The sequence below is a fragment of the Streptomyces physcomitrii genome, assembly GCF_012273655.1.
GTDB lineage: Bacteria > Actinomycetota > Actinomycetes > Streptomycetales > Streptomycetaceae > Streptomyces > Streptomyces physcomitrii.
The window spans coordinates 26110-49811 of the sequence record NZ_JAAWWP010000029.1; the positions used below are offsets into that span (position 1 = coordinate 26110).

Below are 23702 nucleotides of genomic sequence, written 5' to 3' on the forward strand. Positions count from 1 at the left end.
CTTCACGCGTGGTGCTCCGCGGTGCGGGCTTCCAGCTCGGCGACCAGCTGGTGCGGGGTGGGCGTCTGCTGGTTCTCCTCGCGCAGGCGCTCGGCGGACTTCTTGAACGAGGCGTCCTCGATCAGCCGCTGCACGCTGTCCTTGAGGATGTCGGCGGTCAGCTCGGAGGCGTGTACGGCGAGGCCCGCACCGGCGTCCTGGATGCTCATGGCCTTGTTCCACCAGTCGGCGTAGCGGATGGTGGGGATGAACTGCGGTACGGCGTTGGCCAGGGCGGTGCCGTAGGAGCCGAAGCCGCCGTGGTGGATGAGGACATCGGCGCTCGGCAGCAGGGCGTGCAGGGGGACGAAGTCGACCAGGCGGGTGTTGTCGGGTATCGAGGCGAGGGTCTCGATCTCCTCGGCCGGTACGGCGGCGACCACGTCGACGTCGAGTTCGCCGAGGGCGGTGATCATCTCGGCCAGCGGCATGAAGGTACCGCCGAGGGCCGCGCGCGCCGAGACGCCGGAGGTGAGCACGACCCGGGGCCGCTCGGGCTTCTGGTGCAGCCAGGCGGGGATGTCGCTGGGGCCGTTGTAGGGCAGGTAGCGCACCGGCAACCGGTCGACGCCGATCGGGAGTTGGAGGCTGGTGGGGATCTGGTCGATGGTCCACCGGCCGGTGACGACGGACTCGTCGAACTCCTTGCCGTACCGCTTCAGGATGCCGCCGAGCCAGTCGGCGAGCGGGTCCTCCCGGCGCGCCTCGGGCTGTTCGGCGAGCCGGGCCAGGAAGACCTCGCGCATCGTGGAGTAGATGTCGATACACCACAGCAGCCGGGCGTGGGCGGCGCCCGAGACCGTGGCGGCGACGGGGCCCGCGTAGGTGACCGGGTCCCAGATGACGAGGTCCGGCTGCCAGGAGCGGGCGTAGTCGATGAGTTCGTGGACCATGCAGTCGTTGTAGGTCTGGTAGGCGAACATCACGCTGACCTTGAACTTCATCAGCACCTGCTCCCAGGAGTGCGTGTCCAGGGAGGGCGCGGACCAGTCGGAGAGGGGGTTCTCCAGCGAGTCGCGGTTCTCGCGCAGCATGTCGTGCAGGTTGTGGTCGGTGCCGACGGACACCGCGGTCAGGCCGGTGCTCTTGATCGCCTCGGTCAGTGCGGGGTTGCTGGCGACGTGGACCTCGTGGCCGGCGGCGGCCAGGGCCCAGGCCAGCGGAACCATGGTGTACAGGTGCGACTTCTCGGACACCGTGGAAAAGAGGATGCGCATGGGTTCTTCCTTCGTGGGTCTGGGCCGGTCCCGGCGCCTCCCGCCGGATGCGGGCGGACGCCGGTGGGTGCGGGTGGTTGCCGGTGGATCGGGGCGCGGGGGGTGGGGCTCTAGTGGAGGGGGTGTCCGGTGCGGGTGGCGGCGCGCAGGGTGTCGGTGAGGACACCGGCGACGGCCGCCTTCTGCTCCTGGAGGTAGAAGTGGCCGCCGGGAAAGACCTGGAGGGTGAAGGAGCCGGCGGTGTGCTCCTTCCAGGCGGCGACCTCCTCGATGGAGACCCGGTTGTCGCCGTCGCCGGTCAGGCCGACGATGTCGCAGGCCAGCTTCGGGCCGGGCCGGTAGCGGTAGGTCTCCGCGGCCTTGTAGTCGCTGCGCAGCGAGGGCAGGGTCAGCCGCAGCAGCTCGGCGTTGTCCAGGACCCGGTCGTCGGTGCCGCTGACGGCCTGGAGTTCGGCGATGATCCCGGCGTCGTCCATGCGGTGGATGCCCAGGCTGCGGTGCAGGGAAGGGGCCGGGCGGCCGGAGGCGAACAACACCGCGGGGACGACGCCGAGTTCGTCTTCCAGCAGGCGTGCCACCTCGAAGCCGACGCTGGCGCCCATGCTGTGGCCGAACAGCGCCAGCGGCCCCTGGCCGGCGCTCGGGCGCAGCGCCTCGAACACCGCCTGCGCCAGCTCGTGGACGCTCTCCAGGGGGGTGTCGTGGCGCCGGTCCTGGCGGCCGGGGTACTGCACCGCCAGCGCCTGGACGCTCGGGGGCAGCAGTGCGGACAGCGGCGCGTAGGAGCTCGCGGCGCCGCCCGCGTGGGGCAGGCAGACCAGGCGTACGGCGGCGTTCGGTCGGGGGTGGAAGCGGCGCAGCCACAGGCTTTCGTCGGCGGCGGGCAGGGCCATGGTGGTTCTCGTTTCTCGCGTTCCGTGGGGGGCTCACGTGCGGTGCGGAGGTGGTCAGGTGCGGTGCGGGAGGCTGTCCAGCCAGTCCTCGATCGCCTGGGCGGTGGGGCTGGAGAAGTCCTCCATCATCGTGAAGTGGTTGCCGCGGACGTCGACGATCTCGTGGGGCAGTTCCCAGAAGGAGCGCCAGTCCGGCAGGTCGGCCAGTTGCAGGGAGCCGGTGGACAGCGGCTCGGTGGCGCGGACCAGCAGGGTGGGCGTGGAGATCGGGTCCGGCTCCCAGGTGCCGAAGAGGTTCAGGTACCAGCCCATGGCGGACAGCCGGTCGTCGTCCATGGTCACGAAGACGCCCTCGCGTTCGGTCATGCCGTCCATCAGCGACAGGCCGAACTGGTTGAGGATGCTGCTCTTGGGCACGTAGGTGTCGACCAGGACGACGGCCGCGGGCGTGTGGCCCATGCGCTCCAGATGGCCCGCGGCGGCCTGGGCGAACCAGCCGCCCGCCGAGGACCCGAGCAGCACGATGGGCGCCCCGTCGGCGGCTTCGGCGACGGCCTCCGCCTGGGCGGCGACCACGGCCGCGGCGGTCTCGGGCAGGGGCTCGCCGCGGCCGAAGCCGGGCAGGGCGAGCGCGGAGACATCCCGGCGCCCGCGTAGCGAGGCCGCGAAGCGGGCGTACTGGTGGATGCCCGCGACGGCCAGGCAGGAGGAGAAGCAGAACAGGTGCTCGCGGGCCGGGCCCTTGCTCAGCCGTACCGGCTTGGGCAGTTGCGGCAGTTCCGCGGGGGAGGCGAACCGGTCGCGCAGCGCGGCGGTGGCGTGCAGCAGGTCGAAGATCTCCTTCCATTTGCCGGTGGCGAAGGCCTGCGTGTACAGGGCGCTCAGCGTCGTCGACTCGCCACCCGCCGGTGCCGCCACCGCGCCGGCGGTGTCCCCGGCGGGTGCGCTGGTGCGGGCCGCGGCGAGGTCGGTGCGCAGCCGCTGGGCCAGCTCGGTGGGGCTCTGGTGGTCGAAGACGAGGGTGGCGGGCAGCCGCAGCCCGGTGGCGGCGGCGAGCCGGTTGCGCAGTTCGACCGCGGTGAGCGAGTCGAAGCCGGAGTCGACGAAGTCGTGCGTGGCGCCGATCGCCGAGGCGTCCGGATGGCCGAGGACCACGGCGACCTGGGTACGTACCAACTCCACCAGGAGCGCGGTCTGTTCGTCCTCGTCCAGACCCGCGAGACGGGAGAGCAGCTCCGATCCGCCCGCGCCGGAACCGGCCGTGGCGGCGGTGGTGCGGCGGGTGGCCGGGGTGCGCACCAGGTGGCGCAGCAGCAGCGGTACCGAACCGGCCGAGGCCCCGGCCCGCAGGGCGGCCATGTCCAGGCGCATCGGCACCAGGTGGGCGGTGCCCAGGGCCAGGCTGGTGTCGAGGAGTTCCATGCCCTGCTCGGCGCTGAGCGGGGCGATCCCGGAGCGGCTGGTGCCGGTGGCGGGCGTGGCGCCGGTCATCGAGCCGGGCTGCGCCCACAGGCCCCAGGCCAGGGAGTGGGCGGGCAGCTGCCGGGCCCTGCGGTGCTGGGCGAGGGCGTCCAGGAAGGCGTTGGCGGCGGCGTAGTTGCCCTGACCGGCGCCGCCGAGGACACCGGCGGCCGAGGAGTAGAGCACGAAGGCCGCGAGGTCCAGGTGCGCGGTGGCCTCGTGCAGGTGCCACGCCGCGTCCGCCTTGGGGCGCAGGACGGTGTCCACCTGCTCGGGGGTGAGCGAGGTGAGGGTCTTGTCGTCCAGGACGCCCGCGGTGTGGAAGACACCGGTCAGCGGGTGCGCGGCGGGCACCGAGGCGATCAGCGCGTCCAGCGCCTGCCGGTCGGCGACGTCGCAGGCGGCCAGCGTCACCCGCGCGCCCAGCGCGGTCAGCTCCTCCCGCAGCCGCTCGGCGCCCTCGGCCTGCCCTCCGCGGCGGCTCGCCAGCAGCAGATGGCGGGCGCCGTGCGCGGTGACCAGGTGCCGGGCGAGCAGGGTGCCCAGCCCGCCGGTGGCGCCGGTGACCAGGACGGTGCCCTCGGCGTCGAGGGCGCGGGCCGGCTGCTGTTCGGTGTCCGCCTGGGCGCGCGCCAGACGCGGGGTGTGGAACTGCCCGGCGCGCAGAGCGAGTTGGGGTTCGCCCGTGGCCAGGGCGGCGGGCAGGGCGCGGAGCGAGGCCTCGTCCTCGTCCAGGTCCACCAGGACGAAGCGGTCGGGGCTCTCGGACTGCGCGGAGCGGATCAGCCCCCACAGCGCGGCCTGCGCCAGATCACCGATGTCCTCGCCGGGACCGGTGGCGGTGGCGCCGCGGGTGACGAAGACCAGCCGGGAGGCGGCGAAACGCTCGTCGGCGAGCCAGCTCTGCGCCGCCGCCAGCGCGCCGTCGAGCGACTGCCGGACGGCGCCCGGCAGTTCGCCGGTGGCGGGCGGGCAGGTCAGCAGGGTGTGGACGGGCACCGAGGTGCCGGACTCGGCCGCCGCGCCCAGGGCGTCGAGGTCCGCGTAGGACTCCAGGTGGACGCCCGCCGCGAAGAGCTCCTCGGTCACCTCCAGGGTGTCCTCGCCGATCATCGCGGCCCGGGTCACGGCGGGGGCTTCGGTGCTCCGGACCGGCCAGTCGAGGCGGAACAGGGCCTGGCTGGCGGCGGCGCGGGCGCCCCCCAGCTGCTCGCCGCTCATCGCGCGCAGCAGCAGCCCCTCGACGGTGGCCACCGGCGCGCCGGTGGTGTCGGCGAGGTCCAGGGCGACCGAGTCCTCGCCGGTCGGGGTGAGCCGTATCCGCAGGTCCTGGGCGCCGGTGGCGTGCAGGGACACCCCGGTGAAGGAGAACGGCAGCCGGCTCTGCTCGCTCTGCAGCGCGGGCGCCAGCGCGATGGTGTGCAGGCAGGCGTCGAGCAGCGCCGGATGCAGTCCGTACGCACCGGCCGCCGAGCGCTGCGGGGCGGGCAGCCGGATCTCGGCGTACACCTCCTCGCCGCGCCGCCAGGCGGTGTGCAGGCCCTGGAAGGCCTCGCCGTAGGCGAAGCCGCCCGCGGCGAAGCGCGCGTACACCTCGCTGACGTCGATCTCCTCGGCGTCCGACGGCGGCCAGCTCGTCAGCTTCTCCCCGCCGCCGGTCGCGGTGGGGGAGAGGATGCCGGTGGCGTGCGCGGTCCACGGCTCGCCCAGGCCCGCGTCCTGCGGGCGGGAGTGGATGTGCAGTTCCCGGCGGCCGTCCGCGTCCGCCTCGCCCGCCCGCACCCGCAGCGTCAGCGCGCCGCGGGGCGCGAGGATCAGCGGGGCGCCCAGGGTGAGTTCCTCGACCTGGGCGCAGCCGACATGCTCGGCGGCCTGGACGGCCAGTTCGAGGAAGGCGGTCCCCGGCAGCAGCACGGTGTTGGCCACCGCGTGCCCGGCCAGCCACGGCTGCGCGCCCAGCGACAGGCGCCCGGTCAGCACCAGCGCGTCGGAGCCCGGCAGTTCGACCGCGGCCCCCAGCAGCGGGTGGCCGGCCTCGCCCAGGCCCGCCGCGGCCAGGTCACCGGCGCCCGCCGGGGAGTCCAGCCAGTAGCGCTCGCGCTGGAAGGCGTAGGTGGGCAGGTCCACCCGCCGCCCGCGGCCGGTGAAGAACCCACCCCAGTCCACGGTGGCGCCGTGTGCCCAGGCCCGGCCCAGACCGCTCAGCAGGGCCTCGGGCTCGGGCCGGTCGGCGCGCAGCAGCGGTACGAACACGCCCGCGCCCGCATCGGCCAGGCAGGACTGGCCCATGGCGGACAGTACCCCCGAGGGGCCGATCTCCACGAACCGGGTCACGCCCTGCCGCTCCAGATGAGCGATGCCGTCGGCGAACCGCACCGCCTGGCGCATGTGCGCCACCCAGTACGCGGCGTCGGCCAGCTCCGCCCCGGCCGTCTCACCGGTGACATTGGAGACCACGGGCAGCCGCGGCGCCTGGTAGCGCACCCGGCCCGCGATCCGGGCGAACTCGGCGAGCACCGGTTCCAGGAGCGGGGAGTGGGCCGCGACCTGGACGCTCAGCCGCTTGCTCTTGGCGCCGACCGCGGCCGCCACCTCCAGGACCGCTTCCTCGGCGCCGGAGATCACCGTGGCCTCGGGCCCGTTGACGGCGCCGAGACTCACCTCGTCCTCGCGGCCCCGGAGATGGGCCAGCACCTTCTCCTCGGAGGCGGTCAGCGAGACCATCGCCCCGCCCTGGGCGACCTGCTGCATCAGCCGGGCCCGGGCGGCGGCCAGCGCGCAGCCGTCCTCCAGGGAGAACACCCCGGCCACCTGCGCGGCCGCCAGCTCGCCCACCGAGTGGCCGACCACGAAGTCCGGTACGAGCCCGAAGGACGCCACAAGGCGGAACAGCGACACCTCCAGCGCGAACAGCGCGGTCTGCGTGTACACCGTGCGGTCGAGGAGTTCCTTGTCGCCGCCGAAGACCACCTCGCGCAGCGGCAGCGGCACATGTCCCGCAAGGTGTGTGTCCAGCGCGGCGCACACCTCGTCGAAGGCGGCCGCGAACACCGGGAACGCCTCGTACAACTCCCGCCCCATGCCCAGGCGTTGAGCGCCCTGCCCGGCGAAGAGGAAGGCGGTGCGGCCCGCGTCGGCCACCGCGCCCTCGACCTGGCCGGCGGCGATCTGCCGCAACCGGCCCACGAGTTCGTCCCGCCCGCCGCCGGCCACGGCCACCCGGTGGCCGAGCGCGGAACGGGTCAGCGCCAGCGAGTACCCGATGTCGGCCGCACTCGCCTCGGGCGCGGCCTCCACCCGCTCGGCCAGCCGCAGCGCCTGCGCCCTCAGCGCCTCCGGCGAGCGCGCCGAGAGCAGCCAGGGCACCACCGCGGTGGCGGAGGTGTCCTCCTGCGGCAGAGCGGCCGTTCCCCCGGGCGCCCCTTCGGGTGCCTCCGTGTCGGCGGCCGCCTCCTCGGCGGGTGCCTGTTCCAGGATGACGTGGGCGTTGGTGCCGCTGAAGCCGAAGGCGGAGACCGCGGCCCGGCGCGGCCTGCCCTCCACCACCGGCCAGGGGCGGGCCTCGGTGAGCAGCTCCACCGCGCCCGAGGCCCAGTCCACGCTCGGCGAGGGCTCCTCGGCGTGCAGGGTCTTGGGCAGGATGCCGTGGCGCAGGGCCATGACGGTCTTGATGACGCCGCCGACTCCGGCGGCGGCCTGGGTGTGCCCGATGTTCGACTTGAGCGAGCCGAGCCACAGCGGGTCGCCGCCGTCGCGGTCCTTGCCGTAGGTGGCCAGGAGCGCCCCGGCCTCGATCGGGTCGCCGAGGGAGGTGCCGGTGCCGTGCGCCTCGACCGCGTCGACCTCGGCCGGGCCCAGGCCCGCGTCGGCCAGGGCCTGCTGGATCACCCGCTGCTGGGCGGGCCCGTTGGGCGCGGTCAGTCCGCTGCTGGCGCCGTCCTGGTTGGTGGCGCTGCCGCGCAGCACCGCGAGGACCTCGTGCCCGTTGCGGCGGGCCTCGGACAGCCGCTCCACCAGGAGCATGCCCACACCCTCGCCCCAGCCGGTGCCGTCCGCGGCCGCCGAGAAGGCCTTGCAGCGGCCGTCGGCGGCCAGCCCGCGCTGGCGGCTGAAGTCCACGAAGGCCACCGGCGTCGACATCACCATCGACCCGCCCACCAGCGCGAGCGAGCACTCGCCCCGGCGCAGCGCCTGCGCCGCCAGGTGCAGCGCGACCAGCGAGGACGAGCAGGCCGTGTCCACGGTGACCGCGGGGCCCTCCAGGCCGAAGGTGTAGGCGATCCGGCCGGAGGCGATGGAGCCCGAACCGCCGCTGCCGACATAGCCCTCGACATCCTCCGGCGCCTGCCGCAGCCGGGTGGCGTAGTCCTGGTACATCACGCCCGCGAAGACCCCGGTACGGCTGCCGCGCAGCCGCGCCGGGTCGATCCCGGCCCGCTCGAAGGCCTCCCAGCCGGTCTCCAGGAGCAGGCGCTGCTGGGGGTCCATGGCCAGGGCCTCGCGCGGGGAGATCCCGAAGAACGCCGGGTCGAAGTGGGCGGCCTCGTCGAGGAATCCGCCCTCGCGGGCGTAGCTGGTGCCCGGGGTGTCCGGGTCCGGGTCGTAGAGCGCGTCCAGGTCCCAGCCCCGGTCGCCGGGGAACATCGAGACGGCGTCGTGGCCGCCCGCCACCAGCTCCCACAGGTCCTCGGGCGAGGCGACCCCGCCCGGGTAGCGGCAGGCCATGCCGATGACGGCGATGGGCTCCTGGGCCCGGTCCTCGCTGTCCTTCAGGCGCTGGCGCGTACGCGCCAGATCCGTGGTCACCCGCTTGAGGTAGTCGCGGAGCTTTGCCTCGCTCACCGTTTACCGCCGTTCACGTCAGAAATCTCTTGCTTGCGGGCAGGGGTCAGGACAGGCCGAGTTCGTTCTCGATGAAGTCGAAGACTTCCTCGTCGGACGCGGCGTCGATACGGCTGCCGAGCGCGTCCTGGGGGACCTCGCCGAGCTGGGCGAGCAGGTCCTGCAACCGGGCGGCGAGCCGGGTGCGCGCCTCCTCGTCGGCGGCCACCTCCGCCAAGTGGCCCTCCAGCGCGTCCAGTTCGGCGAAGGACGCCTGCGCCCCGGAGAAGGGGGCGGGCGCGATCTCGGCCTGCAGGTGCTCGGCGATCGCCCGGGAGGTCGGATAGTCGAACAGCAGCGTCACCGGCAGCCGCAGCCCGGTGCCGCGGCCGAGCTGGTTGCGCAGCTCCACCGCCGTCAGCGAGTCGAAGCCCAGATCCAGCAGGCCCCGTTCGGCCTCCACCGAGGCCGCGCTCTCGAAGCCCAGGACACCGGCGACGGTGGTACGCACCAGATCGAGCAGGAAGATGCCCCGCTCCGCCTCCGCCAGCCCCGCCAGATGCTCCTTGAGCCCCCCGGCACGACCCGGTCCTGCGGCGTCCGCCCCGGCACTCGCCCGGCGGCGTACGGGGCGCGCCTTGACCAGGCCGCGCAGCAGCGCCGGCACCGGACCCGCGGCGAACGCGGCCGTGTCCAGCCGCATCGGCAGCACCACCGCCTCGTCCAGGGCACCGGCGGTGTCGAACAGCCGCGCCCCGTCCGTGGAGGAGAAGGGCAGGATGCCGCCGCGGGCCAGCCGCTTCAGATCCGTGCCGTCCAGCTTGCCGGTCATCTCGCTGCGCTCGGCCCACAGCCCCCAGGCCTGCGACTGCACCGGCAGGCCCTGGGCGCGGCAGTGCTGGGCGAAGGCGTCCAGGAAGGCGTTGGCGGCCGCGTAGTTGGCCTGGCCCATGCCGCCGAAGGTGCCCGCGATGGAGGAGAACAGCACCAGCGCGGTACGGCCCGACTCCCGGGTCAGCTCGTACAGGTTCAGGGCCGCGTCCACCTTGGGCCGCAGCACCCGCTCCAGGCGGTCGGGGGTGAGCGAGGAGACGACACCGTCGTCCAGGACCCCCGCGGTGTGCACGACGGCGGTCAGCGGATGCGCCGCGTCCACCGTCGCGAGCAGCTCGGCCAGCGCGCCGCGGTCGGCCGCGTCGCAGGCCACCAGGCGGGCATCCGCGCCCGCGGCGGCCAGCTCCGCGAGGAGTGCGTCCGCGCCCTCGGCGTCGGGGCCGCGCCTGCTCGCGAGGAGCAGATGCCGCACCCCCCGCTCGGCGGCCAGATGCCGGGCGATGACCCCGCCGATCGTCCCGGTGGCCCCGGTGACGAGCACCGTTCCCTCCGGGTCCCAGACGGCTTCCGGGCTCTCCTCGATTCGTAGCGTGGCCAGCCGGGCGGCCCGTACCGTGCCTTCGCGCAGGGCCAGTTGGGGTTCGTCCAGGGCGAGGGCCGCGGGCAGGGCCACCGCCGAGTCCGGGTGCTCGTCCAGGTCGACGAGGACGAAGCGGCCGGGGTTCTCGGTCTGCGCGGAGCGCACCAGCCCCCACATCGCGGCATGCGCCAGGTCGGCCACATCCGCGTCGGGATCGGTGGCCACCGCGCCCCGGGTGAGGAACACCAGCCGCAGCTGCGCGAAGCGCTCCTCGGCCAGGTGGGCCCGCACCAGCCCCAGTGCCCGCTCGCACGCCGCCCGTACCGCCTCGGCGGTGGGACCCGGCAGTGGAGCCAGCGGGACCAGAAGCGTGCCCGGCAGCTCCTCGGGCAGCGCCGCCAGATCCGGGTAGCGGCGCACCCCGAACTCGTCCAGCCCCGCCAGCTTGAAGTCGTCGTCGCCCAGCACCGCCCAGCCGTCGTTCCCGAACTCGGTTTCCGCGGAGGGGAGTTCGGTGACCGGGGTCCAGTCGAGCCGGTAGAGCGCCTCTCCGCCGCCCGTGGTCTCGCCGAGGCGTTCGGGGCGCTTGCGCAGCACCAGGGAGGCCACGCTCGCCACCGGCCGCCCGATGGCGTCGGCCACCGTCAGCGCCACCGTGTCGGTGCCCTTCGGGCTCAGCCGCACCCGCAGCTCGCCCGCCCCGGCGGCGTGCAGCGACACGCCCGTGAAGGAGAACGGCAGCCGCCCCTCGTCCGCCTGCAGGGTCGGCCCGAGGGCGATGGTGTGCAGGGCGGCGTCCAGCAGGGCGGGGTGCAGACCGTAGTCCGTGGCCGACTGCTGCTGCTCCTGGGGCAGCCGGATCTCCGCGTAGACGTCCTCGCCCTGCAGCCAAGCGGCCCGAAGGCCCTGGAAGGCGGGCCCGTAGCCGAAGCCGTTCGCCGCGAACCGCTCGTACAGATCCGCGACGTCGAGCGGCTCGGCTCCCGGCGGCGGCCAGGCACCCCCCAGCTCGTAGGGGGCCTCGGCCTCGTCCACGGCCAGTACCCCACTGGCGTGCTGGAGCCAGGGCACCTCACCGCCCGCGTCCTTCGGCCGGGAGTACAGGCCCAGCGAACGCCGCCCGCTCTCGTCGGGCGCCTCCACCACCATCTGCACGGTGGCCGCGCCGTTTTCGGCGAGGATCAGCGGGGCCTGCAAGGTCAGCTCCTCGACCTGCGCGCAACCGGCCTGGTAGCCGGCCTGCAGCGCCAGCTCCACAAAGGCGGTGCCGGGGAAGAGGACCGACCCCGAGACCGCGTGGTCGGCCAGCCACGGCTGGGTCCGCACCGAGAGCACCCCGGTGAACACCAGCTGCTCGCTGCCCGCCAGTTCGACCGCGGCGCCGAGCAGCGGATGCCCGGCCGCCCCCAGACCGGCCGAGGTCACATCGGTGAACTCCACCGGCGCGTCCAGCCAGTACCGCTTGCGCTGGAAGGCGTACGTGGGCAGCTCCACCCGCCGGGCACCACGCCCCGCGAAGACCTGGTGCCAGTCCAACCGCCCCCCGTGGGCGTGCAGTTGACCGATCCCGGCGAACAGTGCCTGGGCCTCGGGCCGGTCTTTGCGCAGCAGCGGCCAGAACGCACCCTCCGGCCGGCAGTCCTGCCCCATCGCGGCCAGGACACCGCCGGGACCCACCTCCACGAAGCGGGTCACCTGACGAGCCGTCAACTCCTCGATACCGTCGGCGAATCGGACGGCTTGGCGGACGTGGCGTACCCAGTAGTCGGGGGTGGCGATGTCCTCGTCGGCGAGGGTGCCGGTGACGTTGGAGACGACGGGGAGGTGGGGGGTGTGGTAGGTGAGGGTGGCCGCGAGCTTGCCGAACTCGGCGAGCATGGGCTCCATCAGGGGTGAGTGGAAGGCGTGGGAGACGCGAAGTCGCTTGGTCTTGGCGCCGGTTGCTTCGGCGATCTCAACGACGCTTGCTTCGTCGCCTGAAATCACTGTGGCGGTGGGGCCGTTGATGGCGGCGATGCTTACGCGGTCCTCGTAGCCCTCCAGATGGGGCAGGATGTCGGCTTCGGGTAGTTGCAGGGAGACCATGGCGCCGCCTTCGGGCAGTGCCTGCATCAGGCGTCCGCGCGCGGCGGTCAGCGCGGCGGCGTCTTCGAGGGAGAGCACCCCGGCGATGTGCGCGGCGGCGATCTCTCCGATGGAGTGGCCCATGACGAAGTCCGGTGCCACGCCCCACGATTCGACCAGCCGGTACAGGGCTACTTCGAGGGCGAACAGGCCGCTCTGCGTGGAGACCGTGCGATCCAGCGCCTCCGCGTCTTGCCCGAAGACGACGTCGCGTACGGGGGTGTCCAGGTGGCGGTCGAGTTCCGCGCAGACGGCGTCGAAGGCTGCGGCGAAGGCGGGGAACGTTTCGTACAACTCCCGGCCCATGCCCAGGCGTTGGGCGCCCTGCCCGGTGAACAGGAAAGCGGTGCGGCCGGCGGCGGCCACGGTGTCCGGGCGGGTGCCGGAGGCGAGGTGTACCAGGTCCGCGAGGAGTTTCTCCCGGTCGGTGCCGACGAGGACGGCGCGGTGGGCGAAGGAGGCGCGGCCGGTGGCCAGCGAGTAGCCGACGTCCAGGGGCTGCAGTTCGGGGCGGCTCAGGAGGTGGGTGTGCAGCGTGGCGGCCTGGGCGCGCAGGGCGTCCTCGGTGCGGGCGGCCAGCGGCCAGGCCGTGAGGTCCCCGGCCACCGAGGCCGCCTCCACCCCGGCCAACTCTCCGGCCGGGTCGTCGGCGAGGCCCTCGACCGGGCTCTCGGCGGTGTCCTGGGCGGGACCGTCGGGGTCGTGGGCGGGGCCCTGTTCGAGGACGACGTGGACGTTGGTGCCGCTGACGCCGAAGGCGGACACCCCGGCGCGGCGCGGGCGCCCGGTGGCGGGCCAGGCGCGCGATTCGGTGAGCAGCTCGACCGCACCGGCCGACCAGTCCACGTTGGGTGAGCGCTCCTCGGCGTGCAGGGTCCGCGGGAGGACGCCGTTGCGCAGCGCGAGCACCGTCTTGATGACTCCGGCCACTCCGGAGGCGGCCTGGGTGTGGCCGATGTTGGACTTCAGCGCGCCCAGCCACAGCGGCCGGTCGGCCGCCCGGCCTTGGCCGTAGGTCGCCATCAGCGCCTGCGCCTCGATCGGGTCGCCCAGCGAGGTGCCGGTGCCGTGTGCCTCGACCGCGTCCACCTCGTCGGCGGCCAGTCCGGCGTGGGCGAGGGCCTGGCGGATGACGCGCTGCTGGGAGGGTCCGTTGGGTGCGGTGAGGCCGTTGCTGGCGCCGTCCTGGTTGACGGCCGATCCCCGTACCAGGGCGAGCACTTCATGCCCGTTGCGCCGCGCGTCGGACAGGCGCTCCAGCAGGAGCATGCCGACGCCCTCGGCCCAGCCCGCGCCGTCGGCGTCGGCGGAGAAGGCCTTGCAGCGGCCGTCCGGGGCTATCGCGCGCTGGCGGCTGAACTCGATGAAGGTGTCCAGGGTGGACATCACCACCACCCCGCCCGCCAGCGCCAGGCTGCACTCGCCCTGCCGCAGCGCCTGCGCCGCCTGGTGCAGGGCCACCAGGGAGGAGGAGCAGGCGGTGTCGATGGTGACGGCGGGGCCTTCGAGACCGAAGGTGTAGGAGATGCGGCCGGAGGCGACACTGCTGGCGCTGCCGGTGGCCAGATAGCCCTCGAACTCCTCCGGCGCCCGCTGGAAGCGGGAGCCGTAGTCGTTGTAGCTGGCGCCGATGAAGACACCGGCCTGGCTGCCGCGGACCGTGGCCGGGTCGATCCCGGCGCGCTCGAAGGCCTCCCAGGTGGTCTCCAGGAGCAGGCGCTGCTGCGGGTCGATGGCCAGGGCCTCACGCGGGGAGATCCCGAAGAACTCGGGGTCGAAGGCGCCCGCCTCGTACAGGAAGCCGCCGCCGGTCGCGTAGAAGGTGCCCGGCACCTCGGCGTCGGGGTGGTAGCGGCCCTCGATGTCCCAGCCGCGGTCCGCGGGGAACGCGCCGATGGCGTCCCGGCCTTCGGTGAGCAGCTGCCACAGGTCCTCGGGGCTGCTCACCCCGCCCGGCAGGCGGCAGCTCATCGCCACGATCGCGATCGGATCGTCCCCGGCGGCGGGAGCGCCGGTGCTGCTGCCCGTGGCGACGGTGGCGGTTGCGGCGGCTTCGGGGGCGGCGCCGCTCTCGTCGAGGAGGAAGCGGGCCAGCGCGCTGACGGTCGGGTAGTCGAAGACCAGGGTGACCGGCAGCCGCAGTCCCGTGGCGGCGGCGAGCCGGTTCCGCAGATCGACCGCGGTGAGTGAGTCGAAGCCCAGCTCACGGAAGGCGCGTCCGGCCTCCACCTCGCCCGGATCGGCGTAGCCGAGGGCCGCGGCGACCTCGGTGGCGGCCAGCTGGGTCAGCGCCTCCTCGGCCTGGGCGCGGGAGAGCCCGGCCAGCCGCTCGGCCAGCGGCGTCGCCGCCTCCGCACCGGCGCCGGTGGTCGTGGTGTTCGGGGCGGGCCGCGCCTCGGGGAGCGCGGCGAGGACGGGGGCGGAGCCGAGCGCGGGGGTGGCTGCGATCAGCCGGTCCCATTCGATGTCCGCCACCGCCACATAGGCGTCCCCCGCGTCGAGGGCCTGCTGGAGGGCGGCGACGGCCGAGTCGGGAGCCATCGCGGGCATCCCGGTGGCCCGCAGCCGCGCCTTGACCTGCTCGTCCACCAGGCCGCCGCCCGACCAGGCGCCCCAGGCCACCGAGGTGGCGGGCAGGCCCTGGGCGCGCCGCCGCTGGGCGAGGGCGTCCAGGAAGGCGTTGGCGGCGGCGTAGCTGCCCTGGCCGGGGCCGCCGAGGGTGCCCGCGAAGGAGGAGAAGAGCACGAACGCCGAGAGCTCACGCGTCCGGGTCAGCTCGTCGAGGTGCAGGGCCGCGTCCACCTTCGGGCGCAGCACGCCCTGGGCCCTCGCCGGGGTGAGCGTGTCGAGGACACCGTCGTCCAGGACGCCCGCGGTGTGCACCACGGCGTCCAGCGCGGGACCCTCCTCGTCGATACGGTCGAGCAGCGCGGCCAGCGCCGCCCGGTCGGACACGTCGCAGGCCGCGAGCAGCACCTCGGTGCCGGCCGCGCGCAGTTGCTCGGCCAACTCCGCCGCCCCGGGCGCCTGTTCGCCGCGGCGGCTGGTGAGCACCAGGCGGGCGGCGCCGCCACGGGCCAGCCAGCGCGCCACGTGCGCCCCCAGCCCGCCGGTGCCGCCGGTCACCAGGACCGTGCCCCGCGGCCGCCAGTCCCCGGCCTCGGCGGCGGGGGCTGCCGTGGCGCGCACCAGCCTGCGCCCGTGCACGCCCGAGGCGCGCAGCGCGAGCTGGTCCTCGCCCGCCGCCTGCCCGGCGAGCACCCCGCACAGCCGGGCCGCGGCCCGCTCGTCGAGGACCTCGGGCAGGTCGATCAGGCCGCCCCCGCGCTGCGGGTACTCCACCGCGGCGATCCGGCCAAGGCCCCAGTGGAGGGCCTGGAGCGGGCGGGCCACCGTCTCGGCCCGGCCGGTGGCCACCGCGCCACGGGTGGCGCACCACAGCGGCAGGCCTGCCCCCGCGTCACCGAGCGCCTGGAGCAGCGCCAGATGCTGGGCGAAACCGGCGGGCTGCGCCTCGCCGGGCGTCCAGGGCTCTTCGTCCAGCGCGAGCAGCGAGAGCACCCCGGTGGGTGCGCCCTCCGCCGTCAACTGCCGCAGCCGGGCGGCCAGTTCCTCGCGCCCGGCCTCCTCCCGGGTCAGTTCCCACAGCCGTACGCGGGCGCCGTGCACGCGCAGCGCCGCGGCGAGCTGCTCGCCCTCCGCCCCCGCCGAGGCGGGGGCCACGAGCAGCCAGTCGCCGCCCTGAAGGACCCCCGTATGAGGGGAGGCGAGGGTGTCGTCCAGCGGTGCCCAGGTGACGTGGTAGCGCCAGGAGTCCAGTACGGCGCGTTCGCGGCGTCCGCGCCGCCAGGCGGCGAGGGAGGGCAGGACGTGGGTCAGCGTCTCGCTGTCGAGGTCGAGTTGGCCTGCGAGGTGGGTGGTGTCCTCGCGTTCGACGGCCTCCCAGAACGCGGCGTCCTCGGGATCGGCCGCGGTGGGGGCGGTCGCCTGGCCCTCCAGCCAGTAGCGCTGGCGCTGGAAGGCGTACGTGGGGAGGTCGACCGGCCGGGCGTCCGTTCCGGCGAACAGCGCGGTCCAGTCGACCTCGGCGCCGCGGGCGAAGGCCTCACCGAGCGAGGCGACAAAGCGCGCCGGTCCGCCTTCCCCGCGCCGCAGGGAGCCGACGACCACGGCCTCCGGGGCGGCTTCCTGCACCGGCATGGTCAGCACCGGATGGGGGCTCGCCTCGACGAAGAGGGCGAACCCGGCCTCGCTCAACGCGCCTATGGCCGTGTCGAGTTCGACGGTCTCGCGCAGGTTGCGGTACCAGTAGCCCGCGTCCAGGGAAGCGGTGTCCACGAGCTCACCGGTCACCGTGGAGCAGAACGGGATCTCGGCACTCCGCGCCCGGATCGGGGCGAGGACGTCGAGGAGTTCCGCGCGGAGTTCTTCGACGTGGGCGGAGTGGGAGGCGTAGTCGACCGGGATGATCTTGGCGCGGATGCCGTCGGCCTCGCAGGCTTCCTGCAGTTCCCGCAGTGCGTCGGGGTCGCCCGAGACCACCGTGGAGGCGGGTCCGTTGACGGCGGCGAGGGAGAGTCGTCCGTCCCAGGCGTTGAGGCGTTCTCGTACCTGGTCGGCGGGTTGGGAGACGGACATCATGCCGCCGCGTCCGGCGAGTTGGCGGCCGATGGCCTGGGAGCGCAGGGCGACGACGCGTGCCCCGTCCTGGAGGGTGAGGGCTCCGGCGACGACGGCTGCGGCGATCTCGCCCTGGGAGTGTCCGACGACGGCGGCCGGGGTGACACCACACGCCCGCCATACCTCGGCGAGCGAGATCATGATGGCCCACAGGGCGGGCTGGACGACGTCGACGCGTTCCAGGGAGGGTGCGCCTTCGGTCTCGCGCAGGACTGCGGTCAGTGACCAGTCGACGAACTCCGCGAGGGCGGCCTCGCATTCGGCGATCCGGGTGGCGAACACGGGGGAGGAGTCGAGGAGTTCGACGGCCATGCCCGCCCACTGCGAACCCTGACCGGGGAAGACGAACACCGGGCGCGGGTCGGCCGCGAGGGTGCCGCTCCCGCGTACCACCGCCGCGGAAGGCGAGTCGTCCGACGCCAACTCCCGCAAGGCGGTCAGCAGTTGCTCGCGGTCCGCCCCGGCGACGACCGCCCGGTGCGAGAAGCGGCCGCGGGTGGCGGCCAGGGAGTACCCGATCTCGGCCGGGGACAGCTCGGGGCGGGCGCCGGCGTGGGTGAGCAGCTCTCGGGCCTGGGCGCGCAGCGCCGCCTCGCTCTTCGCGGAGAGCACCCACGGCAGCAGGCCCCCGCCCAGCGGGGCGGACGCGGCCTCCCCGCCCTCGGAGCCGTCCGGTGCGGGAGCGGCCGTCTCGGGAGCCTCTTCGATGAGGGTGTGCACATTGGTGCCGCTCGCGCCGAAGGCCGAGATGCCCGCCCGCCGGGGCTGCTCACCGCGCGGCCACGCCCGGGCCTCGGTCAGCAGCTCCACCGCGCCCGAGCTCCAGTCGATCCGCGAGGAACGCCGGTCCGCGTGCAGGGTCTTGGGCAGCAGGTCGTGCCGCATCGCCTGGACCATCTTGATGACCCCGCCGATACCGCCGGCGGCCTGGGGGTGCCCGATGTTCGACTTCAGCGAGCCGACCAGGACGGGCCGCTCCTCGGGCCGGTCCTTGCCGTAGGTGGCGAGCAGCGCCCCGGCCTCGATCGGGTCGCCCAGCGGGGTGCCGGTGCCGTGCGCCTCGACCGCGTCGACCTGGTCGGCGCTGAGCCCGGCGTTGGCCAGGGCCTGGCGGATGACCCGCTGCTGGGAGCGGCCGTTGGGGGCGGTGAGCCCGTTGGAGGCGCCGTCCTGGTTGACGGCCGAGCCGCGTACCACCGCCAGGACCTGGTGGCCGTTGCGCCGGGCGTCCGAGAGGCGCTCCAGGAGCAGCATGCCCACGCCCTCGCCCAGGCCCATGCCGTCGGCGCCCTCGGCGAAGGCCTTGCAGCGCCCGTCCCAGGCCAGACCGCGCTGCCGGGCGAAGCCGATCAGGCCCATCGGCGCGCCCATCACCGCGGCGCCGCCGGCCAGCGCCAGCGAGCAGTCGCCCTGGCGCAGCGACTGGCAGGCCAGGTGCAGGGCCACCAGCGAGGAGGAGCAGGCGGTGTCGATCGTGACCGCGGGGCCCTCCAGGCCCAGGGTGTAGGAGATGCGGCCGGACATGATGCTCGCGGAGATACCGGTGACCAGATGGCCTTCCAGTCCCTCGGGCATGTGCGGCCAGTCGGGTACGTAGCCCTGGTAGGCGGCGCCGACGAAGACGCCCGTCTTGGTGCCGCGCAGCGCGGCCGGGTCGATGCCGCCGCGTTCGAAGGCCTCCCAGCTGGTCTCCAGGAGCAGGCGCTGCTGGGGGTCCATGACGGTGGCCTCGCGCGGGGAGATCCCGAAGAACGCGGGGTCGAACTGGTCGGCGTCGTGCAGGAATCCGCCCTCGGTGGCGTACACGGTGCCCTGCCGGTCCGGGTCCGGGTCGTAGAGGCCCTCCAGGTCCCAGTCACGGTTGTGGGGGAAGCCGGAGATCGCGTCGCGGCCCTCGACGAGCAGGTCCCACAGGCCCTCGGCGTCGCGTACGCCGCCCGGGTAGCGGCAGCTCATCGCGACGATGGCGATGGGCTCCCGGGCCGCGGCGGTCAGCTGCTGGTTCGCGCGGCGCAGCCGCTCGGTCTCCTTGAGGGACTCGCGCAGCGCGCCAACGATCTTGTCGGTGGGGTTTGCCATGGTGGTCAGCTCCGCACTCGCGTCCGTCAGAGGTCGTTCTTGTCGTAGGCCATGCGCACCAGGTCGTCGACGTCGAGCTCGTCGATCGACTCGGTGTCCTGCGTGCCGTCCTCGCCCGCCCCGATGTCGGCGCGGGCCAGGCGCAGGAGGTCGTCCAAGAGCCCGGACTCCCGCAGCCGGGGCAGCGGGATGACCGTCAGCGCCTTCCTGACCTCGGCCTCCTCGGGGTCGGCGTCGGCGAAGGCCGCGTCCTCGGGGAAGAGTTCGCCGCCGAGGTGGCCGGCCAGCTCGGCGGCGCTGGGGTAGTCGAAGACGACGGTGACCGGCAGCCGCAGTCCGGTGGCCGTGCCGAGCCGGTTGCGCAGATCGACCGCGCTGAGCGAGTCGAAGCCCAACTCCCGGAAGGCGCGGGTCACTTCGACTGCCTCGGGCCCGGTGTAGCCGAGTACGGCGGCGATCTGGGTGCGCACCAGCGAGAGCAGGGCCGCCTGCCGGTCCCCGGCGCTCATACCGGAAAGGCGCGCGCGCAGCGACGAGGACTCCGCACCGCCGTCGTCGGGCGTCTCGGCGGCGGCCAGGATGCGGGCGACCTCGGGGACGCGGCCGAGCAGCGGGCTGGGGCGGGCCGAGGTGAACACGGGCACGAAGCGCTCCCAGTCCACGTCCGCGACCACCACCACGCGCTCGTCGCGGTCCAGGACCTCCTGGAAGGCGTCGATGGCCGTCTTCGGCGCCATGAACGGGATGCCCCGCCCGCGCAGTTGCTCCTCGGCGAGGTTGGCGGCCATGCCGCCCTCCTCCGGGCTCCAGATGCCCCACACCACCGAGGTGCCGGCAAGGCCGCGGGAGCGCCGCTGCTCGGCGAGGGCGTCGAGGTAGGCGTTGGCCGCCGCGTAGGCGCCGTGCTCGCCGCTGCCCCAGACCGCGGAGATCGAGGAGAACAGCACGAAGGAGTCGAGGGTGTCCTTGTCGAAGAGGGCGTCCAGATGGGCGGCGCCCGCGACCTTCGCCTCGGCGGTGTCGGCGAACTCGGCCAGGTCGGTGTCGGCCAGTGGCACCAGCACGCCCGCGCCCGCGATGTGCATGACGGTACGGATCGGCGGGCCCTCGGCCTCGACCTCGGCCACCAGCGCGGCCAGTGCTTCGCGGTCGGCGACGTCGCAGGCGGCGATCGTCACCTTGGCGCCCAGCTCGGCCAGTTCGGCACGGAGCGTGTCGGCGCCGGGCGCCTGCGGGCCGCGGCGGCTGGTGAGCACCAGGTGGGTGGCGCCGTTGCGGGCGAGCCAGCGGGCGATCTGCGCGCCGACGCCGCCGGTACCGCCGGTCAGCAGGACCGTGTCGCGCGGTGTCCAGGGGGCGCCCGTCGGGGCGGGCGTGTTGGCGCGCACCAGGCGGCGGGCGAAGACTCCCGAGGCCCGGAGGGCGAGTTGGTCCTCCTCGCCGTATCCGGCGAGCACTCCGCACAGCCGGGTGGTGACGCGGCCGTCGACGGTGCCGCCGGGCAGGTCGATCATGCCGCCCCAGCGCCCCGGGTGTTCCAGCGCGGCGACCCGGCCGAGACCCCAGACCGCCGCCTGCGCGGGGCTGAGCAGCGGCTCGGCCGCCTGGGTGGCGACCGCGCCCTGGGTGAGCAGCCACAGCGGCGCGTCGATGCCGCGGTCGCCGAGCGCCTGCACCAGCGCGAGCGTGGCGGCCAGGCCCTGGGACACGCCCGCGTGGACGGGGTGCGGCGCGTCCGCGAGGCCGAGCAGCGACAGCACCCCGGCGGGTGCCTGCCCGGCCGCCTCGGCGAGCCGCGCGGCGACCTCACCCCGCTCGGCGAGTCCGTCGGGGACCTCGACGAGCACGGTCGCCGCCCCGTTCGCCTCCAGCGCCTCCCGTACGGCGGCGGCCGTCTGGCGCGCGGCCTCGCCCTCGGGCACGGCGAGCAGCCAGGTCCCGCCCAGTGTGGCGGAGGCCGGGTCCGCCGTACGGTCCCAGGTGACGTGGTAGCGCCAGGAGTCCAGTACGGCGCGTTCGCGGCGGCCGCGCCGCCAGGCGGCGAGGGAGGGCAGGACGTGGGTCAACGCCTGGCTGTCCAGGTCGAGTTGGCCTGCCAGCTGGGTGGTGTCCTCCCGTTCGACGGCCTCCCAGAACGCGGCGTCCTCGGGATCGGCCGCGACCGTCTCCGCACCGCGGGCGGGACTCTCCAGCCAGTAGCGCTGCCGCTGGAAGGCGTACGTGGGCAGGTCGACCGGCCGGGCGCCCGGCTGGGTGAACAGCGCGGCCCAGTCGACGGCCGCGCCCTGCGTGAAGGCCTCACCGAGCGAGGCGATGAAGCGGGCCGGTCCGCCCTCTCCGCGCCGCAGGGAGCCGACGACCACGGCGTCCGGGGCGGTCTCCTGCACCGGCAGGGTGAGCACCGGGTGGGGGCTCGCCTCGACGAAGGTGCCGAACCCGGAACCGGCCAACGTCGCCACAGCGGCCTGGAGTTCGACGGTCTCGCGCAGATTGCGGTACCAGTAGCCCGCGTCCAGCGCGGTGGTGTCCAGCAGCTCACCGGTGAGGGTCGAGCAGAACGGGACCTCGGAGGCCCGCGGCTTGATCGGGGCGAGCACGTCGAGGAGCTCCGCGCGTAGTTCTTCGACGTGGGCCGAGTGGGAGGCGTAGTCGACCGGGATGATCTTCGCCCGGACACCGTCGCTCTCGCACTGGGCGAGGAGTTCCTTGAGCGCGTCGGGGTCGCCGGAGACGACCGTCGACGCGGGTCCGTTCACGGCGGCGAGGGAGAGTCGTCCGTCCCAGCCGGTGAGGCGTTCTCGTACGTCTTCGGCAGGTTGGGAGACGGACATCATGCCGCCGCGTCCGGCGAGTTGGCGGCCGATGGCTTGGGAGCGCAGGGCGACGACGCGTGCGCCGTCCTGGAGGGTGAGGGCTCCGGCGACGACGGCTGCGGCGATCTCGCCCTGGGAGTGTCCGACGACAGCGGCGGGGGTGACGCCGCTGGCTCGCCATACTTCGGCGAGGGAGATCATGATGGCCCACAGGGCGGGCTGGACGACGTCGACGCGTTCCAGGGAGGGTGCGCCTTCGGCTTCGCGCAGGACTGCGGTCAGTGACCAGTCGACGAACTCGGCGAGTGCGGCCTCGCATTCGGCGATCCGGGTGGCGAACACGGGGGAGGAGTCGAGGAGTTCGACGGCCATGCCTGCCCACTGCGAACCCTGCCCGGGGAAGACGAACACGGGTTTCCCGGCTGGCCGGGCGCTGCCCTGGGCGAGGGTGCCGACCGGCTCGCCGCGTACGAACCCGGCCAGGGTCCGGCGGAAGTCCTGGGTACCGGTGCCGACGACCACCGCGCGGTGCGGGAAGCGGGCGCGGGTGTGGATCAGGGAGTGGCCGATCTCGGCGGGGGAGAGGTCCGGGTGGGCGCCGAGGTGGGCCAGGAGGCGTTCGGCCTGGGCGCGCAGGGCCGGCTCGCTCTTCGCGGAGAGCACCCACGGCAGCGCCTGCTCGCCCAGCGGGGCGGGCGCCTGGGCAGGGGCGGGCGCCTGGTCGGGCGCGGGCGGGGCCTGTTCGATCAGGGCGTGGGCGTTGGTGCCGCTGGCGCCGAAGGCGGAGACGGCGGCCCGGCGCACCCGGCCGGTCTCGGGCCAGGGCCGCGCCTCGGTGAGCAGTCGTACCGCGCCCGCGTCCCAGTCGATCCGGGGCGAGGGTTCCTCGGCGTGCAGGGTCCGGGGCAGTACGCCGTGCCGGATCGCCTGCACCATCTTGATGACCCCGCCGACCCCGGCGGCGGCCGCGGTGTGCCCGATGTTCGACTTCAGCGAGCCCAGCCACAGGGGGTCGCCGTCGCCGCGGTCCTTGCCGTAGGTGGCGAGCAGGGCGTTCGCCTCGATCGGGTCGCCGAGCGAGGTGCCGGTGCCGTGCGCTTCGACCACGTCCACGTCGGCGGGGGTCAGGCGGGCGTGGGCGAGGGCCTGGCGGATGACCCGCTGCTGGGCGCGGCCGTTGGGGGCGGTGAGCCCGTTGGAGGCGCCGTCCTGGTTGATGGCCGAGCCCCGGATGACCGCCAGGACCTGGTGGCCGTTGCGCTGGGCGTCGGAGAGGCGTTCCAGGAGCAGGACGCCGATGCCCTCACCCCAGGCGGTGCCGTCGGCGCCCGCGGCGAAGGCCTGGCAGCGCGAGGAGACGGACAGGGCGCGCTGGCGGCTGAACTCGATGAAGCCGCTCGGCGTGGACATCACCGTGGTGCCGCCGGTCAGCGCCAGCGAGCAGTCGCCCTGGCGCAGCGACTGGCAGGCCTGGTGCAGCGCCACGAGCGAGGAGGAGCACATGGTGTCGACGGTGACCGCGGGCCCTTCCAGGCCCAGGGTGTAGGAGACGCGGCCGGAGAGGATGGCCCCCGAGGCGCCCAGCGACATCTGCCCTTCGAGGCCCTCGGGCAGTTCGCTCAGGCCGCGGGCGTAGTCGAAGTCGGTGGCGCCCATGAAGACACCGGTGTCGCTGCCGCGCAGGGTCCCCGGGTCGATACCGGCCCGCTCCAGGGTCTCCCAGACCACTTCGAGCAGCAGCCGCTGCTGCGGGTCCATGCTGAGCGCCTCGCGCGGGGAGATCCCGAAGAACGCGGGGTCGAACTGGTCCACCTCGTCGAGGAATCCGCCCTGGCGGGCGTAGGTGCGGCCCTCGCGGTCGGGGTCCGGGTCGAAGAGGTTCGCCAGGTCCCAGCCGCGGTCGGCCGGGAAGTCGGACATGCCGTCCCGGCCTTCGGTGACGGCCTCCCACAGGTCCTCGGGCGAGCGGATACCGCCCGCGTAGCGGCAGTTCATCGCCACCACGGCGATGGGCTCGGGGCTCTTCAGCTCCTCGATCCGCCGGTGGGCGGCGCGCAGGTGAGCGGTGGCCTGCTTGAGGTAGTCACGCAGTTTCTTCTCGTTGTCCATGGGGGTGTCAGCTCCTGGGGAGGGCCACAACGCGGGGACGGCGGCCGAAGCG

The 23702-nt window shown here is 74.3% G+C and carries 5 protein-coding genes; all 5 read right to left on the reverse strand.

Annotated features, from left to right (window positions below; translation table 11 throughout):
- Positions 1-2 precede the first annotated feature (2 nt).
- The 5 genes from HFV08_RS29195 to HFV08_RS29215 all read right to left on the reverse strand — a co-directional run bounded on the left by HFV08_RS29195 (position 3) and on the right by HFV08_RS29215 (position 23650).
- Positions 3-1256, reverse strand: a complete 1254-nt coding sequence (locus HFV08_RS29195; protein WP_168543563.1) for an activator-dependent family glycosyltransferase — start codon at positions 1254-1256, stop codon at positions 3-5.
- Between the two features lie 110 nt (positions 1257-1366).
- Positions 1367-2149, reverse strand: a complete 783-nt coding sequence (locus HFV08_RS29200; RefSeq protein WP_168543565.1) for a thioesterase II family protein — start codon at positions 2147-2149, stop codon at positions 1367-1369.
- A 54-nt stretch (positions 2150-2203) separates the two neighbouring features.
- A complete protein-coding gene (locus HFV08_RS29205; protein WP_168543567.1) occupies positions 2204-8452 on the reverse strand; it encodes a type I polyketide synthase in 6249 nt (2082 codons plus the stop codon).
- A gap of 46 nt (positions 8453-8498) precedes the next feature.
- Complete coding sequence (locus HFV08_RS29210; RefSeq protein WP_168543569.1) at positions 8499-18728, reverse strand: type I polyketide synthase; 10230 nt, start codon at positions 18726-18728, stop codon at positions 8499-8501.
- 26 nt (positions 18729-18754) lie between these two features.
- The gene (locus tag HFV08_RS29215) at positions 18755-23650 is read right to left on the reverse strand and encodes a type I polyketide synthase (protein ID WP_168543571.1); all 4896 of its coding nucleotides are present in this window, start codon (positions 23648-23650) and stop codon (positions 18755-18757) included.
- Between the last annotated feature and the right edge of the window lie 52 nt (positions 23651-23702).